General features: G+C 38.6%; 19 protein-coding genes. 1 reads left to right on the forward strand and 18 read right to left on the reverse strand.

Translation table 11 applies throughout. The features are described from left to right. Positions 1-14: 14 nt before the first annotated feature. The 17 genes from lysA to NIZ91_16695 form a co-directional block, all read right to left on the reverse strand. Positions 15-1,334 carry a diaminopimelate decarboxylase gene (gene lysA, locus NIZ91_16615; protein ID USY54354.1) on the reverse strand — a complete coding sequence of 440 codons (1,320 nt, stop codon included), beginning with the start codon at positions 1,332-1,334 and terminating at the stop codon, positions 15-17. 165 nt (positions 1,335-1,499) lie between these two features. Then, positions 1,500-2,981 (reverse strand): spore germination protein, encoded by a 1,482-nt coding sequence (locus tag NIZ91_16620; GenBank protein USY54355.1) that lies wholly within the window; start codon positions 2,979-2,981, stop codon positions 1,500-1,502. Then, positions 2,959-3,540 carry a stage V sporulation protein AE gene (locus NIZ91_16625; GenBank protein ID USY54356.1) on the reverse strand — a complete coding sequence of 194 codons (582 nt, stop codon included), beginning with the start codon at positions 3,538-3,540 and terminating at the stop codon, positions 2,959-2,961. Before NIZ91_16625 ends, NIZ91_16620 begins: the two co-directional genes overlap by 23 nt. 10 nt (positions 3,541-3,550) lie before the next feature. Next, positions 3,551-3,901 (reverse strand): stage V sporulation protein AE, encoded by a 351-nt coding sequence (spoVAE, locus tag NIZ91_16630; protein ID USY54357.1) that lies wholly within the window; start codon positions 3,899-3,901, stop codon positions 3,551-3,553. Between the two features lie 2 nt (positions 3,902-3,903). Continuing rightward, complete coding sequence (gene spoVAD, locus NIZ91_16635) at positions 3,904-4,917, reverse strand: stage V sporulation protein AD (GenBank protein USY54358.1); 1,014 nt, start codon at positions 4,915-4,917, stop codon at positions 3,904-3,906. A gap of 18 nt (positions 4,918-4,935) precedes the next feature. Beyond that, positions 4,936-5,394, reverse strand: coding sequence for a stage V sporulation protein AC (gene spoVAC / locus NIZ91_16640; protein USY54359.1), 459 nt, complete (start codon positions 5,392-5,394; stop codon positions 4,936-4,938). A gap of 17 nt (positions 5,395-5,411) precedes the next feature. After that, on the reverse strand, positions 5,412-5,834 hold the full coding sequence (locus NIZ91_16645; GenBank protein USY54360.1) for a stage V sporulation protein AB: 423 nt from the start codon (positions 5,832-5,834) through the stop codon (positions 5,412-5,414). Then, a complete protein-coding gene (locus NIZ91_16650; protein ID USY54361.1) occupies positions 5,824-6,444 on the reverse strand; it encodes a stage V sporulation protein AA in 621 nt (206 codons plus the stop codon). The genes NIZ91_16645 and NIZ91_16650 overlap by 11 nt, the downstream gene beginning before the upstream one ends. Positions 6,445-6,582: 138 nt before the next feature. After that, positions 6,583-7,341: an RNA polymerase sporulation sigma factor SigF gene (gene sigF / locus NIZ91_16655; protein USY54362.1), complete on the reverse strand. Its 759-nt coding sequence runs from the start codon at positions 7,339-7,341 to the stop codon at positions 6,583-6,585. A gap of 12 nt (positions 7,342-7,353) precedes the next feature. Beyond that, positions 7,354-7,797 (reverse strand): anti-sigma F factor, encoded by a 444-nt coding sequence (spoIIAB, locus tag NIZ91_16660; GenBank protein USY57201.1) that lies wholly within the window; start codon positions 7,795-7,797, stop codon positions 7,354-7,356. Next, the gene (spoIIAA, locus tag NIZ91_16665; GenBank protein USY54363.1) at positions 7,797-8,147 is read right to left on the reverse strand and encodes an anti-sigma F factor antagonist; all 351 of its coding nucleotides are present in this window, start codon (positions 8,145-8,147) and stop codon (positions 7,797-7,799) included. Before spoIIAA ends, spoIIAB begins: the two co-directional genes overlap by 1 nt. Before the next feature lie 106 nt (positions 8,148-8,253). Beyond that, positions 8,254-9,420: a D-alanyl-D-alanine carboxypeptidase gene (locus NIZ91_16670; protein ID USY54364.1), complete on the reverse strand. Its 1,167-nt coding sequence runs from the start codon at positions 9,418-9,420 to the stop codon at positions 8,254-8,256. A 113-nt stretch (positions 9,421-9,533) separates the two neighbouring features. Next, positions 9,534-10,838, reverse strand: coding sequence for a pyrimidine-nucleoside phosphorylase (locus NIZ91_16675; protein ID USY54365.1), 1,305 nt, complete (start codon positions 10,836-10,838; stop codon positions 9,534-9,536). A 92-nt stretch (positions 10,839-10,930) separates the two neighbouring features. Then, on the reverse strand, positions 10,931-11,758 hold the full coding sequence (locus NIZ91_16680; GenBank protein ID USY54366.1) for a purine-nucleoside phosphorylase: 828 nt from the start codon (positions 11,756-11,758) through the stop codon (positions 10,931-10,933). 17 nt (positions 11,759-11,775) lie between these two features. Further along, positions 11,776-12,960 (reverse strand): phosphopentomutase, encoded by a 1,185-nt coding sequence (deoB, locus tag NIZ91_16685; GenBank protein USY54367.1) that lies wholly within the window; start codon positions 12,958-12,960, stop codon positions 11,776-11,778. Positions 12,961-13,206: 246 nt separating this feature from the next. Continuing rightward, positions 13,207-14,100 (reverse strand): site-specific tyrosine recombinase XerD, encoded by an 894-nt coding sequence (xerD, locus tag NIZ91_16690; protein ID USY54368.1) that lies wholly within the window; start codon positions 14,098-14,100, stop codon positions 13,207-13,209. A 6-nt stretch (positions 14,101-14,106) separates the two neighbouring features. Beyond that, positions 14,107-14,334 carry a YqzK family protein gene (locus NIZ91_16695; GenBank protein USY54369.1) on the reverse strand — a complete coding sequence of 76 codons (228 nt, stop codon included), beginning with the start codon at positions 14,332-14,334 and terminating at the stop codon, positions 14,107-14,109. Positions 14,335-14,478: 144 nt separating this feature from the next. On the opposite strand from NIZ91_16695, the gene NIZ91_16700 reads away from it, so the two are divergent. Continuing rightward, positions 14,479-14,664 (forward strand): hypothetical protein, encoded by a 186-nt coding sequence (locus NIZ91_16700; protein ID USY54370.1) that lies wholly within the window; start codon positions 14,479-14,481, stop codon positions 14,662-14,664. A 96-nt stretch (positions 14,665-14,760) separates the two neighbouring features. On the opposite strand, the gene NIZ91_16705 is transcribed toward NIZ91_16700, so the two are convergent. Next, entirely contained in the window at positions 14,761-15,219 is a 459-nt protein-coding gene (locus NIZ91_16705; protein USY54371.1) for a transcriptional repressor, read from the reverse strand. Between the last annotated feature and the right edge of the window lie 42 nt (positions 15,220-15,261).

Genomic DNA, 15,261 nt, shown 5'->3' on the forward strand with positions numbered 1-15,261 from the left:
CGGCAACCGTTTTTTTATTTTTTTAACGCAACGTTATATTTTAGATCATTTTTAATAATATCTTCATACGTTTCACGCTTCACAACTAACTGGGCATCTCCATCTTCAACAAATACAACTGCTGGTTTAGGTAAACGATTATACTGACTCGCCATTGAATAACCATATGCACCGGTACAGAACATGGCTAAAACATCACCTGGACGCGCTGTTGGCAACGACAAGTCCCACATTAACATGTCTCCAGATTCACAGCATTTCCCAGCGATTGATACAAGTTCATCTTTCACATCATTCATTCGATTCGCAAGAGCAGCTTCGTACTTTGCTTGATACAATGCTGGTCGAATATTATCGTTCATCCCTCCATCAATCGCTACATATTCACGAATATTTGGGACATGTTTGCGTGAACCAACAGAATAAAGTGTTGTCCCTGCATCTCCTACGAGTGAACGTCCAGGTTCAATCCAAATTTCTGGAATTGGAACATCTAGCTGTGCTGATTGCTTTTTAACTTCTTCGATAATCACTTCTACATACTCGGAAACAGGAATTGGCTGATCTTCCTCTGTATAACGAATGCCGAACCCTCCGCCAAGATTAAGTACCTCCGGCACATAGCCAATTGTTTCTTTCCACTCTTTCATTTTTGAAAAGAGTTTCTGAGTCGCCATAACAAATCCTGTTGTTTCAAAGATTTGTGAACCAATATGGCAGTGAATTCCTAAAAGATTAAGTCCACTGCTTTCCATCACGGCTTTAATTGCCTCATCAGCCTGACCATTTTGAAGATCAAAACCAAATTTAGAGTCTTCTTGCCCAGTTAAGATATAATCATGCGTATGAGCTTCGATACCAGGTGTTAAGCGCAATAGTACGGGCATTTTTTTATCATGCTGCTCTGTAAGCTCTTGTAAAAGAGCAATTTCATAGAAATTATCTACAACAATACACCCAATATCTTCTTTAATAGCCATTTCTAACTCAGCTCTGCTTTTATTGTTGCCATGAAAGTGAATGCGTTCTTTAGGAAAATTAGCTGCCAGCGCCGTATATAGCTCTCCTCCAGATACAACATCTAAGGACAGGCCTTCTTGGTCTACTACTTGTACCATTGCAACGGTTGAGAAGGCTTTACTTGCATATGCTACCTGCGCTTTGATATTGTGTTTTTCAAAAGTTTCTTTAAACCCTCTAGCGCGTTGACGAATTAAAGCGACATCATATACGTAAAGAGGTGTTCCAAACTCTTTTCCTAGCTTAATCGCGTCTACACCACCGATTTCTAGATGACCTTGTTCATTAATGCGACTTGTACCATGTAAAAACATCCTTCTACCCCGTTCCTTTATATATTGTAAAAAAGACAGCTGACAGCATAAAGAGCTGCTAACTGTCTAAAGATTTATTATTTTACATAATTAAAACAAACTTATCACATTTTTTTACAGGTTTCAACTACATATTGCTAAATAAACAAGAGACAGATACTAGATTTACGACTCTGCTGGCTGACGATCTTTATCTTGTGGATGCACAATACTCGGTCTTGATTTAGCAGATGGTACTGATGGTCGAATAATAACCTGAAGCAATGCTTTAGGGTTAAACGGCATAAATGGCCATAGATAAGGTGTATTAAGCGACTTTAAGCTCACAAGGTGTATTAAATACAGCGTGGATACAATGACAAATCCAGGCGTGTGAAAAGCAGCTACACCTATTAAGAGCATTAAACGAATCATTTTATTTGCAATGGCCAATTCATAACTTGGAGTAGCAAATGTACCAATTGCTGCTACGGCTACATATAAGATTACCTCAGGTACAAAAAGCCCTACATCGATGGCAATCTGTCCAATAAGAGCAGCTGCAATCAAACCCATGGCGGTGGCTAGAGCAGTTGGTGTATGAATGGCGGCCATCCTTAAGAATTCGACCCCTAAGTCAGCTAAGAAAATCTGAACAACAGTTGGAATATTTGTTTCCTCATTTGGCCCTATAAACTGAAGTTCCGGTGGTAAAAGCTGTGGTTCTAAAACAAATAATAACCATAATGGTAATAAAAATAAAGATGCTAAAATCCCCAACAACCTTACCCATCTAATAAATGTGCCAACGGCAGGAGCTTGTCTATATTCTTCTGCATGTTGTATATGATGAAAAAACGTCGTTGGCGTAATAATGACACTCGGCGATGTATCTGTAATTAAGATAACATGTCCTTCTAATAAATGCGTAGCAGCCGTGTCTGGCCTTTCCGTGTAACGTACCATAGGAAATGGATTAAAACCTTGTTTGACCAAATACTCTTCTAGCGATTTATCTGCCATAGGTAGACCATCTACTTTAATAGAAGTAAGCTCTTTTTTTATAGTTTCCACAAGTCCAGGATCTGCAATTTCATCTATGTAACCAATTGCTACGTCCAGTTTGGAACGTTCACCTACTTTAAAGATTTCAAAGCGTAGTCTTCCATCTCGGATTCGACGGCGAGTTAATGCTGTATTGACGATAATATTCTCTGTATATCCATCGCGTGCACCGCGAATAACCTTTTCCGTATCTGGTTCTTCTGGCGAACGCCCTGGATACATCCTTACATCAACTTCAAAACCTACTTCTTCTCCATCAATAAGAACAAAGATGAGGCCTGATAAAATTGTATCCATTCCTTCATCTAGTGTTCTTAAAGGCTTAACCTGTTGATGAATTAAACGATTTTCAATAATATCTTTTAACTTTGCCTGCTCAACTTCATTATCATTAATTTGAACAAGCACTTTGGTAATCTCAATAATAAATGCACTATCACAAAGGCCTGTTACGTAGTATACATGCACTTCTCGACCTAGTATAAGCAGTTTACGAACACCTACGTCGAAGCTTGTAATCATACTAGCGTTCTTTTTATACCATTCATCGTTTTGTTGAATCTTTGGAAAAATTTTTGTTTTATTTTCCACTTTTTCGCTCACTGAACCCACTCCTTTCTAAAATCAGCTGTACAGCTTGTTCTGTAATTGGGCACCCGGCTTTTACATCATCCATACGTGCCATTTTGCCAATGTCTCCGATTCCGACAATAAGCGGAACATCAAGCTCATCTAAACAGTAAACCGTGTCACCATTTATTCGCCCAACTTCCAACTCTTGAATACCACTTTTATCTACACCATAATGCGTTAGTTCACCAAAACGGTCGATGGTAACATCTACTTTGGACCATTCACTTTGATGGGTTCTAGAAGCTACCGCAATAACCCCTAATACATCAATTTGCTTATTCGTCGCTACATACCTGAGCGCTTGTTCTCCAGCACCTTCACCAACAAAGCCACTGTCATCGAACATTACAAATACAGGATCATACGGTGCTTCTAAAATCATGCCAACAATTTCTTTACCGGTTAGAGTGGTTGGATTCCCATAGGACTTTGAGATACATCTCCCGCCCACCTTTTTCGCAATGTACTCAATATTTTTCCGTGCGTATTCATCTCCATCGGTAACTAAAATAACTTGCCTTTTTTTCATGTCACACCTCTTATCCTTTTGGTTTAAAGATTAGCGCGATGATAAAAGCAAATAAAATAGCTGCTGAAATACCTGCAGATGTTAGCTCAAACATACCAATTCCAATTCCAATAAAGCCGTGTTCATCTGCTTGGTGCATAGCTCCGTGTAATAGCGAGTGGCCAAAGCTTGTAATTGGAACCGTGGCGCCTGCTCCAGCAAATTCAATAAATTTATCATAAATCCCAAATCCATCTAAAATAGCCCCAATTACTACAAAGGAACTCATAACGTGAGCAGGGGTAAGCTTGGCAAAATCCAGCAACAGCTGACCGATTACACAGATTGCTCCTCCTACCACAAAAGCAATAACATAATCCACAATTATCCCTCCTCAACATGTTCCATTACGACACCGTGTGCAATGGTTGGTATTGATTCTTTTTGCTGCGTCATCGTTGGGCTAAGTAATGCTCCCGTTGCAACAACAAAGATTCGTTTTAAGTTTCCGGACTTTAATTCATTAAGCAGATGTCCATATGTGACAACAGCCGAACAACCGCATCCACTTCCTCCAGCAAACACGTTTTGATTTGGACGATAAACCATTAACCCGCAATCATTATGGTTCTCTGAAACATCATATCCTTCATCTTTTAATAACTGTTTTAAAATTGGACTACCAACGCCTGATAAATCTCCCGTAACGATTAAATCGTAGTGATTGGGAGACACCTGTAAATCTTCAAAATGTTTTTGAATCGTATCTGCAGCTGCTGGAGCCATAGCTGAACCCATATCAAAAGGATTTTTAATTCCATAATCCATTACTCGCCCTATAGTAGCGGATGTTAAACGAACGGAACTCTTTTGTTTAGAAACGAGCGCGCTTCCTGCTCCTGTAATCGTTGCGGTCGCAGTATCAGGCTTTTGTCCTCCATATTCAGTCGGATATCGAAACTGTCTTTCTGCCGTCGCGTTATGACTACTAGCAGAGGCTATAATACGGTTAGCGAACCCTGCATCAACAAGTGCTGCTCCGGTTGCTAACGTTTCCATCGAAGTAGAACAGGCTCCGAACATACAAAGAAATGGAATTTGATGATCTCTTGCTACAAAATTAGCCGTTACGTTCTGATTTAAAAGATCCCCAGCTAAAAACAAATCTACGTCCTCATACGATAAATTCACCTTTCCCAAACATGAGTCAATGGATTCACGCATAAGCTTACGCTCAGCTAACTCCCAATTTGATTCTTCACAATGTAAATCTTTATGCGTAATATCAAAGGTACTCCCTAATGGACCATCCGCTTCTTTAGGCCCAACAGCTGTACCAGCTGCATTAATATAAACAGGATTTTCATATACCCATGTTTGTTTTCCAGCCTTTCTCATGTGCTTTCCCCTCTCCTTTTATAGAAATGTTTTAAACGCATATCGAATCATTCCGACGATATAAGCACCTACAACTCCAAAAACGATAACGTTCCCAGCTAACTTAAACATATTGGTGGCAACTCCCAAAACAATTCCTTCACTTCTATGTTCTAAGGCTGCACTCGTCATTGAATTTGCAAACCCAGTAATTGGTACAGCAGATCCAGCACCCGCAAACTGACCAATTCGATCGTAAACACCAATACCTGTTAAGATGGCTGAAATTAACACGAGTGTTGCTGCTGTTGGATTCCCTGCTGTTTTTGTCGTAAAATCAAAAAACGTGATATAAAAGTTTTGGACAGCTTGCCCAAACCCACATATCAACCCTCCAACGATAAAAGCTTTTAGGCAATTCAACGCATAAGGAGGCTTTGGTTGAAACGATTTTATATTCTCTTGATAGTTATCTTTTAGCTTTTGATTATCTGCCACTTAGTATCCACTCCTTTTTATTGATTAACAAAATAAACCCAGTGAAAAAGCGATCCAAAAACTTTTCCCATTACAATGGCCATTAATAATAGAATAAGCTTTCCATCCATTCCTATTCTCTTTGTTAAGATGGGTAATACATTTAGCATTTCCGTTAGGGCAGCTGCGAGCATGCCAAAGAAAATACCACTCGCTAACCCAATAACGCCAATAAATAGTGAAGGAATGCTCCATGTATATTGATGTAAACTACACCAACCCCCAGCTACTGCTCCTCCAACAACAGCCCACTCATAAAACTGAATATATTTCATTGTTTTTGTAAGCTGCATTAACCTTGGAATGATACCTAGTACTGTCAAAAAAGCAACGAATCCTCCACCTACAGCTAGCCCACTAGCAAATCCTACAATTATGGTAAATACAATGTTAGCGATCATCTAAATTCTTCATACTTTCTTTATTCTCATGCATAATGACATACTGATCTAAATCCTGCTGATAATTGAACATTTCAACTTCTAGAGGACTAGGCTCTTCATTAATTCGCTTACGAAACACATGGTTAAAAAAGAGAATCATGCCTAAACCAAGGCCAAATGAATAGGGGATTTGAATGACTAAAGGCTGCTTATCCTTTATTCCAGTCAGCATATAAAACAATTTTTGATGCACTTGCTGCATGCTAACATCTTCATGAAAGTTCATGACGGCCATGGCCGCACCGATAAACAATAGAAACCAAACAGCTATAAACGCGATAAAAGACGATTGCTTTTTTTTATAAACTACTTCAACAATCGTTTGAGCAGGACCAATTGTCTGAACATCAAGGTGAGGATAAGTCTTCTTCAATAATGCAATTACTTTCATTAAATCAATGATGATAATGTTACGATCACTCTTTTTCACCTTATACACGCTGAGCTGAGCAATTTCTTTCTCGATTGATTCTTCACCTATCAAGAGAGCTAGCTGTCCAAGTTTAACCACTGCATTTGGTTCGACCTGCACGCGATGCCTCATTTTGATATATAAAGTATTATCCATTTACATCACACCTACAATTCGTTATCCTCCTTGTACGTGTAGTATGTATTTACTTAAATTTTCTAATTCAGAGTTTCACAACAGACCATTAATTACCAAAAAAAAAAGAGCGGCAGGTTATAGATAACCTACCACTCTTTATTCGTTCATTTGATTTTTCATTTGTTTTAAAATTTTCTTTTCGAGCCTTGATACCTGCACCTGCGAAATTCCCAGACGAGACGCAACTTCTGATTGCGTTTGATCTTTATAATAACGCAAGTATACAATGAGCTTTTCACGTTCTTCTAGCTCTTCAATAGCTTCTTTTAACGCAATTTTATCAAACCATTTTGCTTCACTATGGTCAGCAATTTGATCAAGAAGCGTAATTGGATCACCATCGTTTTCATAAACAGTTTCGTGTATAGAAGAAGGTGCTCGATTTGCTTCTTGTGCCATAACAACTTCTTCAGGTGTAAAATCCAAATGTTCAGCAACTTCTGCCACAGTGGGAACGCGCCCAAGCATTTTGGATAATTCATCTTTTGCTTTTCGAATTTTATTACTCATTTCTTTTAATGAACGGCTTACTTTCACTGTTCCATCGTCTCGAATAAAACGTTGTATTTCACCAATAATCATTGGAACTGCATAGGTTGAAAATTTTACATCATAGGATAAATCGAACTTATCGACTGATTTAAGTAAGCCAATACAGCCAATTTGAAATAAATCATCAGGTTCATACCCTCGATTAATAAATCGCTGTACCACTGACCAAACCAACCTCATATTTTTCTGAACAATTGTATCCCTAGCATTCTGATCACCTTTTTGACTGCGCTTGATGAGGTCTTTCACTTCATGATCTTTTAAATACGGCTCATTTTTTTCCTTTTTGACCTCCACATCCATCGGCAAGTCTCCTTAATTACATAGCGCTTTACTATTTGTTAATTGTTTTTTTAAGTAGACAGTTGTTCCCGCTAAAGGCGCAGATACGACGTTAATTTCATCCATGAAATTCTCCATGATTGTAAAACCCATTCCAGAACGCTCAAGTTCAGGTTTTGTTGTGTAAAGAGGCTGCGTGGCTTCATCAACATCATCAATTCCCACACCGTCATCCTTAATAGTAAGTTCAACCATTCCATTATCATGAAGCGTAACGTCAATGTGTACGATACCTTCTGCGTTATTGTTATAACCATGAATAATGGCATTCGTTACGGCTTCTGAAACAACCGTTTTAATTTCCGTTAACTCATCCATTGTAGGGTCAAGCTGCGTAATAAAAGCTGCCACCGTCACCCGTGCAAATGATTCATTTTGACTAAGAGCTGAGAATTGAAGGTGCATTTCATTTTTCATCATGCCACCCCCAGCTTCTGTAGCGCATTTTGTTCACTTGGCTCAAAGCGAATAATCTTAAATAAACCAGACATATTGAAGAGGCGTTCGACCGGCGGAGAGATTGCACATACAACCATTTCTCCTCCATTGTTTCGAACCTGCTTGTACCTTCCTAAGATAACCCCAAGACCTGAGCTATCCATAAACGTTAAGTTCTCAAGGTTTAAAATTAAGTGCTGAATCGCATTTTGTTCTAACTCTTCTGTAATGCGTGCTCTTAAATGCTCTGCAGCATGATGATCTAATTCTCCACCCAATCGAACTAACAGCACATCCTGTTTTAATTCAAGTTCTATAGAAAGACTCACTATACAAACCTCCTATCAGTCGTATAGTCAATCTTTCGCTATAGCAGAGACGGATTCCTTCTAAGTGACAAAACTAGTAGCATTTCGTCAATGTTAGTCGTTTTTCTCAAGATGTTTGTGAAAATAGTGAAAACGTACGCTTAAACAGCTGCCAATATGAAGCAATTTCAACGTCTTCTTCCGCAACAAGTGGAGATGTACTCATAACTTTGCCATCTTTCTTGATGGTAATGGTACCAATCTCATCACCCTTTTTTACAGGAGCATTCAAATTTTTATCAAGCTTCACTTCTGTCTTCATGTCCTTAGCTGTTGTTCCTTTTTTCGTAAGAGCAGATAATGGCTCTGACGTTACAGCATTTACATATTTTTGCTCTCCTTTATTAACTTCTACCTTCTTAATTGGTGCGTCTTTTTTATATAAAGGAGTGGTTGTATACTGACTAAATGCATAATCTAGCATTTTTGTTACTTCATTATTTCGCTCTTTAGGTGTATTTGCTCCAAATACAACTGCAATGACGCGCATATTTCCCTTTTTAGCAGTAGCTGTTAAGCAGTATTTGGCTTGTCCTGTGAACCCTGTTTTTAAACCGTCCACACCCGGATAGAATTTCACCAGACGATTTGTGTTTACGAGCCAAAATTTCTTATCTGTGTCTTCTCTTAAATAGTCTTCATATTTACTTGTATAATTAATAATGTCTTCATATTTCAGCAGCTCTTTTCCCATCATAGCCATATCATGGGCAGTACTATAATGGTCATCCACAGGCAGTCCCGTTGGATTTTGAAACTTTGTATGTTTTAAGCCAATTTCTTTGGCTTTTTTGTTCATCATTTCAACGAACTTATCCTCTGAACCGGCTAAATGCTCAGCCATTGCCATTGAAGCATCATTTCCAGATCCAATTGCAATCCCTTTTAATAACTCATTGACCGTCATCTCTTCACCAGGCTCTAAGAAGATTTGTGAACCTCCCATAGAAGCTGCATATTCACTTGCTCTAACTTTGTCTTTGAACGTAATTTTACCTTCATCAAGCGCTTCCATAATTAAAATCATTGTCATAATTTTAGTCATACTTGCAGGTGGGAGTGGTTGATTACTATTTTTTTCGTATAAAATTTTTCCCGTATCTCGTTCAATTAAAATTGCCGATTTAGCTTGTGCCGCTAGCTCTGTAGATTTTTTTTCACTAGCTAAAACAGGCTGTGTCATAAGTGAGAATAAAAAGATGACAACGAGTAGTTTCATAATATTACGCTTCATCTACACAAACCTCCATTCTTTATACAAACCTATTTTTTCCACCGTTGTAAGACTTTATACTACGCTGCCAAATAAAAAAGCATTGAGGTTAACCTCAATGCTTTTTTAATGATTTATTTAGGAATTGTATCGTATACAAGTGGTGGTGCTTCCACCGCTTCTTCACTTAGCTTAATGCTTTCATAAATTCTTTCTTTTACTTTGACAACATCTTCTGTATTACTATGAATGGTTACAAGTGATTCTCCAGCCTTCACGTAGTCTCCGATTTTCTTTTGAAGAACCAACCCTACCGCAAGGTCAATTTCCGATTCTTTTGTTGCTCGACCAGCACCTAACCACATCGCCGCTGTCCCAATAGAATCAGCAATAATTTCAGATACATAACCATCTGTTTTTGCTTCAACTTCCACGATATGCTTCGCTTGTGGTAATTTTGTCGGGTCATCTACAAGAGAGCCATCTCCACCTTGTGATTCTAAAAAGACTTTGAATGCTTCAAGTGCTTTGCCATTATTGATTACCTCTTCTAGCTTTTGACGTGCTTCTGTTAATGATTCTGCTTTTTCAGCTAATAGTACCATGTAACTTCCTAGCGTTAAGCATAGCTCTTCTAAATCCTTTGGCCCTTTTCCCTGTAGAGTATCAATTGCTTCTTTTACTTCAAGCGCATTTCCAATTGCATAGCCAAGTGGTTGGCTCATATCTGAAATCACAGCCATTGTATTACGCCCCACGTTATTACCAATGTTCACCATCGCTTGAGCCAATTCTTTTGCTTCATCCAAGCTCTTCATAAAAGCACCGGCACCTGTTTTGACATCCAATACGATTGCATCTGCCCCTGCAGCAATTTTCTTACTCATAATTGAACTTGCAATAAGAGGAATGCTGTTAACGGTCGCCGTTACATCGCGAAGCGCGTATAGCTTCTTGTCAGCAGGCGTTAAGTTTCCAGTTTGCCCTACAACAGCAACCTTATTTTTATTAACTAAATCAATAAATTCTTGCTTACTAATTTCTACGTCAAAGCCTGAAATAGCTTCTAGTTTATCAATTGTCCCACCTGTATGTCCTAAACCACGTCCTGACATTTTCGCTACCGGTACACCTACAGCTGCCACTAAAGGCGCAAGCACTAGAGTTGTTGTATCTCCCACTCCTCCTGTGCTATGTTTATCAACTTTAATACCTTCAATTGCTGATAAATCAATGACATCACCTGAGTTCACCATTGACATTGTTAAATCTGCACGCTCTTGCTCTGTCATACCATTGAAGAAAATAGCCATAGAAAGAGCGCTCATTTGGTAGTCTGGAATATCTCCATCTGTAAAACCTTTTACAATGAATTGAATCTCTTCTGTTGTAAGTTCTTTGCAATCACGCTTTTTTTCAATTAAATCTACCATCCTCATATTCGTAACTCCCCTTTAAAATAGTATTTGAAAACGGATTCATTATTAGGTGAAAAGCAGCTGTTACACGGTGTGTAACAGCTCCTCTCTTCTTATGAGTGTTGTGGAATTTGTTTTACAATTTCCTTTACTAGTGCTAGAAATTGTTTTTTTACTTTTTCTGTTGTTTCAATTACTTCATCATGATGAAGAGGCTGATCTAAAATTCCTGCAGCCATATTTGAAATACATGAAATTCCTAGGACGCGTAAACTCGCATGACGAGCAACAATTACTTCAGGCACAGTTGACATTCCTACTGCGTCTCCTCCTACAACGCGTAGCATACGAACTTCAGCTGGCGTTTCGTAAGTAGGACCAGTATTTCCTACATATACACCCTCTTGAACAGTAATATTTAACTCACTAGCTACGTCTTTTGCTAATGCACGTAGCTTTGGACAATAAGCAGTTGACATATCCGGAAAACGAACGCCTAGTTCACTATCATTTGGGCCAATTAAAGGGTTCGTTCCAAAATTGTTAATATGATCTGAGATAAGCATTAAATCTCCAGGATTGTAAGATTCGTTAATGCCTCCCGCTGCGTTCGTCACAATAATTGTTTCAATTCCAAGCTCTTTCATAACACGGACCGGAAATGTTACTTTTTCTAAAGAGTACCCTTCATAAAAGTGAAAGCGTCCTTGCATTGCAATAACCGGTACATCATGAATAGTACCAATTACAAGTTGACCTGCATGTCCTTCAACTGTAGATACCGGAAACTCTGGAATATCATTGTACGGAATCTTTACAGCGTCCTGAATTTCATCCGCTAATACGCCTAAACCTGATCCTAAAATTAATCCAATTGTTGGTTGAATTGTCGTTTTACCTTGAATGTATGTTGCTGCTGTATGAATTACGTCTCGCTTCATCTTTTTTCCCCGCTCTCTTAATTTAATTCACGTAAAAAACTTTTTCCAAACTGTGGCATCTTCACACCGAAGTTCTCAGCTACAGTCGCGCCAATATCAGCAAACGTTGAGCGCACGTCAATCTCTTTACCAGTTTTCATACTCGGGCTATAAGCTAGCATTGGAACATATTCACGTGTATGATCTGTACCATGATGAACCGGGTCATTTCCATGATCAGCTGTAATAATTAATAAATCATCATCGTTTAATAATGGAAATACCTCTGCTAAACGATCATCGAATTCTTCAAGAGCTTTTCCATATCCTTCTGGGTCACGACGATGACCAAACAACGCATCAAAATCAACTAAGTTTAAGAAACTTAACCCGTTAAAGTCCATTTTTAATGTCTCAATTAGCTTATCCATTCCATCCATGTTGGACTTTGTACGAAGTGACTTTGTCACGCCTTCCCCATCATAGATATCAGAAATTTTCCCAATGGCAATGACATCAAGATTGCTATCTTTTAATTCATTCATGACTGTGCGACCAAACGGCTTTAGTGCGTAGTCATGTCGATTTGCTGTACGTGTAAAATTGCCTGCCTCTCCAAGGAATGGACGAGCGATAATACGCCCAATCATATATGGATCGTCTAGTGTAATCTTGCGAGCATACTCACAAATCTCATATAGTTCTTCAAGCGGCACTACTTCTTCATGAGCTGCAATCTGTAGCACAGAATCTGCTGAAGTATATACAATTAACGCACCTGTTTTAACATGTTCTTCGCCAAGCTCATCTAAAATTTCTGTTCCTGACGCAGGCTTGTTACCAATAATTTTACGTCCTGTTTTCTCCTCTAGCTTTTTAATAAGCTCATCTGGGAATCCATCAGGAAATACGTTAAATGGTGTATCAATATTAAGTCCCATGATCTCCCAATGCCCCGTCATCGTATCTTTCCCTGCTGAAGCTTCTTGCATCTTTGTGTAAACCGCTAACGGCTGTTCTGCTGGTTCAATTCCTTTAATTGGACGGATGTTACTTAAACCGAGCTTGCTCATGTTCGGCATCTTTAAGCCGTTGCGATGCTCTGCAATATGCCCAAGTGTATCTGCTCCCAAGTCATTGTATTTTTCTGCGTCTGGTGATTCGCCAATTCCTACAGAGTCCATAACAACTAGGAATACGCGCTTGTATGTAGATGATGACATCTTCATTCCTCCATCTTTGTTGTAAATTTCACTTCACTCATGAAGCTATAATAAACCATACTGTAATCGTATAGTTTCCAATATATTATAAAATTCCCTTTAAAGAAAAGTTTAACCATAATCTTTATTGGTCAGAAGTCTGACCTCTATAGTATAAAAGGTTTTTTCTAATTTGTACACAGAAAATGAAAGTGTTTTCAATCAAAGAACGACATTGCTAGAAACAATGCCGTTAACCCTCTACCTTTAAGCACGCGGATGAAACTGATTATAGACATCTTTCAACCTTGTTTTTGTTACGTGCGTATAAATTTGAGTCGTCGAAATATCTGCATGCCCCAACATTTCTTGAACTGCTCGAAGATCCGCTCCATTTTCAAGCAAATGTGTAGCAAAAGAATGTCGCAAGGTATGAGGCGTTAATTCTTTTTCAATACGCGCATCTTTCGCTAATCCTTTTAAAATCTTCCAGAACCCTTGCCTTGTTAGTCGTTTGCCGTGATGATTCACAAACAAAGCATGTTCTCCCTGCTGCTTTTTCGTTAAAACAGGACGAGCCTGTGCTAGGTACGCTTCAATTGCTTCCGTTGCCATTCGTCCAAGTGGCACAATTCGCTCTTTGCTACCTTTTCCAAAACAACGAACAAAGCCCATTGTTAAATGTGCATCTTCTATGTTTAAGTTCACAAGCTCTGACACACGCATGCCCGTTGCGTAGAGAAGCTCCAGCATCGCTTTATCTCGCAATCCAAACGGCGTAGACGTATCAAAGACTGACAGGAGTGCTTCTACTTCCTCTGCATTTAATACTTTCGGTAGTTTTCGTTCAAGCTGCGGCGTTTCAATATGAACGGATGGATCTTGTTCAGTCACTTTCTCTCGAAGTAAAAATTGGTGAAACGAACGAATCGATGCGATATGCCTGGCAATTGTTTTTGATGATTTTTGCTGATCTGTTAAATGCTTAAGAAAACTCACAATATGTGCTCTCGTTACAGCATTCAGGTGATTCAACTGCTCGACATGTTCTAAATACTGACTATATTTCTTTAAATCCCGCTCATACGAATCGATTGTATTTTTAGCTAAACCTCTTTCTACTATTAAATAGTGAATAAAATCTTGAACTTGATCCTTCAATTGCCTCTACTCCCCGTTTTGATAAAACATAAATAATCTTTCAATCCACGTTTGATCTTCATATACATTCATTTGCATTACTTTCACTGCTGATCCGCTCGGCTCATCATAGCGCTTATAGTCTTGGTATTCTCCTGACACCCATACCATGCCGAAATAGAATAGTAGCGTGCAGCCTGTAAATAAAATAAATACTTTACAACTATTATATACTAGCTCAACCCATGATTTCATTAGACATATCCTCCAATTTTCAACACTATTAAAAGATATGCCAATCTGGACATGTTTTATACCTACTTTACCCTACCTAATTCAGGATTAATTAATGTAAATAAATTACAAATATGTTAAAATACATTTGAAGGAGGTAAAACAATGACCACTACTATGTTATTTTTAATTGCTTTAGTATCAACCGCAATATGGTATGAAGTATCTCGAGAAACAATGAAACCATCTAAAGAAATAAATAACTACAAGCTTATTACGCTACTACCTGCGGGTACTCTACTAGCCGTACCATTAACGGTTTCACTTTTTCAAAACCTTCCATTCTATTAACTTTCTACGACTAAGCTCAGCGCTTATAAATACAGCACTGAGCTTAGTTGTTTTCAAAAAAAACAAAAACCTTCTCCCAAAAGGAAAAGGCTTATTTCACTCGTCTTTGTTTTCATCTTCGTCTTGACAACGATGACAAATGCCATGAAACGTCAAGCGGTGATCTTTAATTTTAAAACGCCACTGCTTTTCAACAATCTCTTCTACATCTTCAAGCAAGTCCTCTTGAATTTCGTCCACTGATCCACATTCGATACAAACTAAGTGATGATGAAAGTGTGCAGCCCCTTCTTGACGAAGGTCGTAGCGAGACACGCCATCACCAAAGTTTATCTTATCAACAATTTTTAATTCTGTTAGTAATTCTAAAGTTCGATAAACAGTTGCTAAACCAATTTCCGGAGACTTTTCCTTGACGAGGAGATACACATCTTCGGCACTCAAATGATCCTCTTCGTGTTCAAGGAGTACTCTTACAGTCGCCTCACGTTGAGGTGTCAATTTGTAGCTTGCTGAGTGCAACTGTTGCTTTATTCGCTCAACTCGATTTTCCATAACATTCCCTCCCTCGCCATTCACTCATTTATTATATCAAAT

Source organism: Bacillus sp. 1780r2a1 (genome assembly GCA_024134725.1).
Taxonomy (GTDB): domain Bacteria; phylum Bacillota; class Bacilli; order Bacillales; family Bacillaceae_H; genus Priestia; species Priestia aryabhattai_A.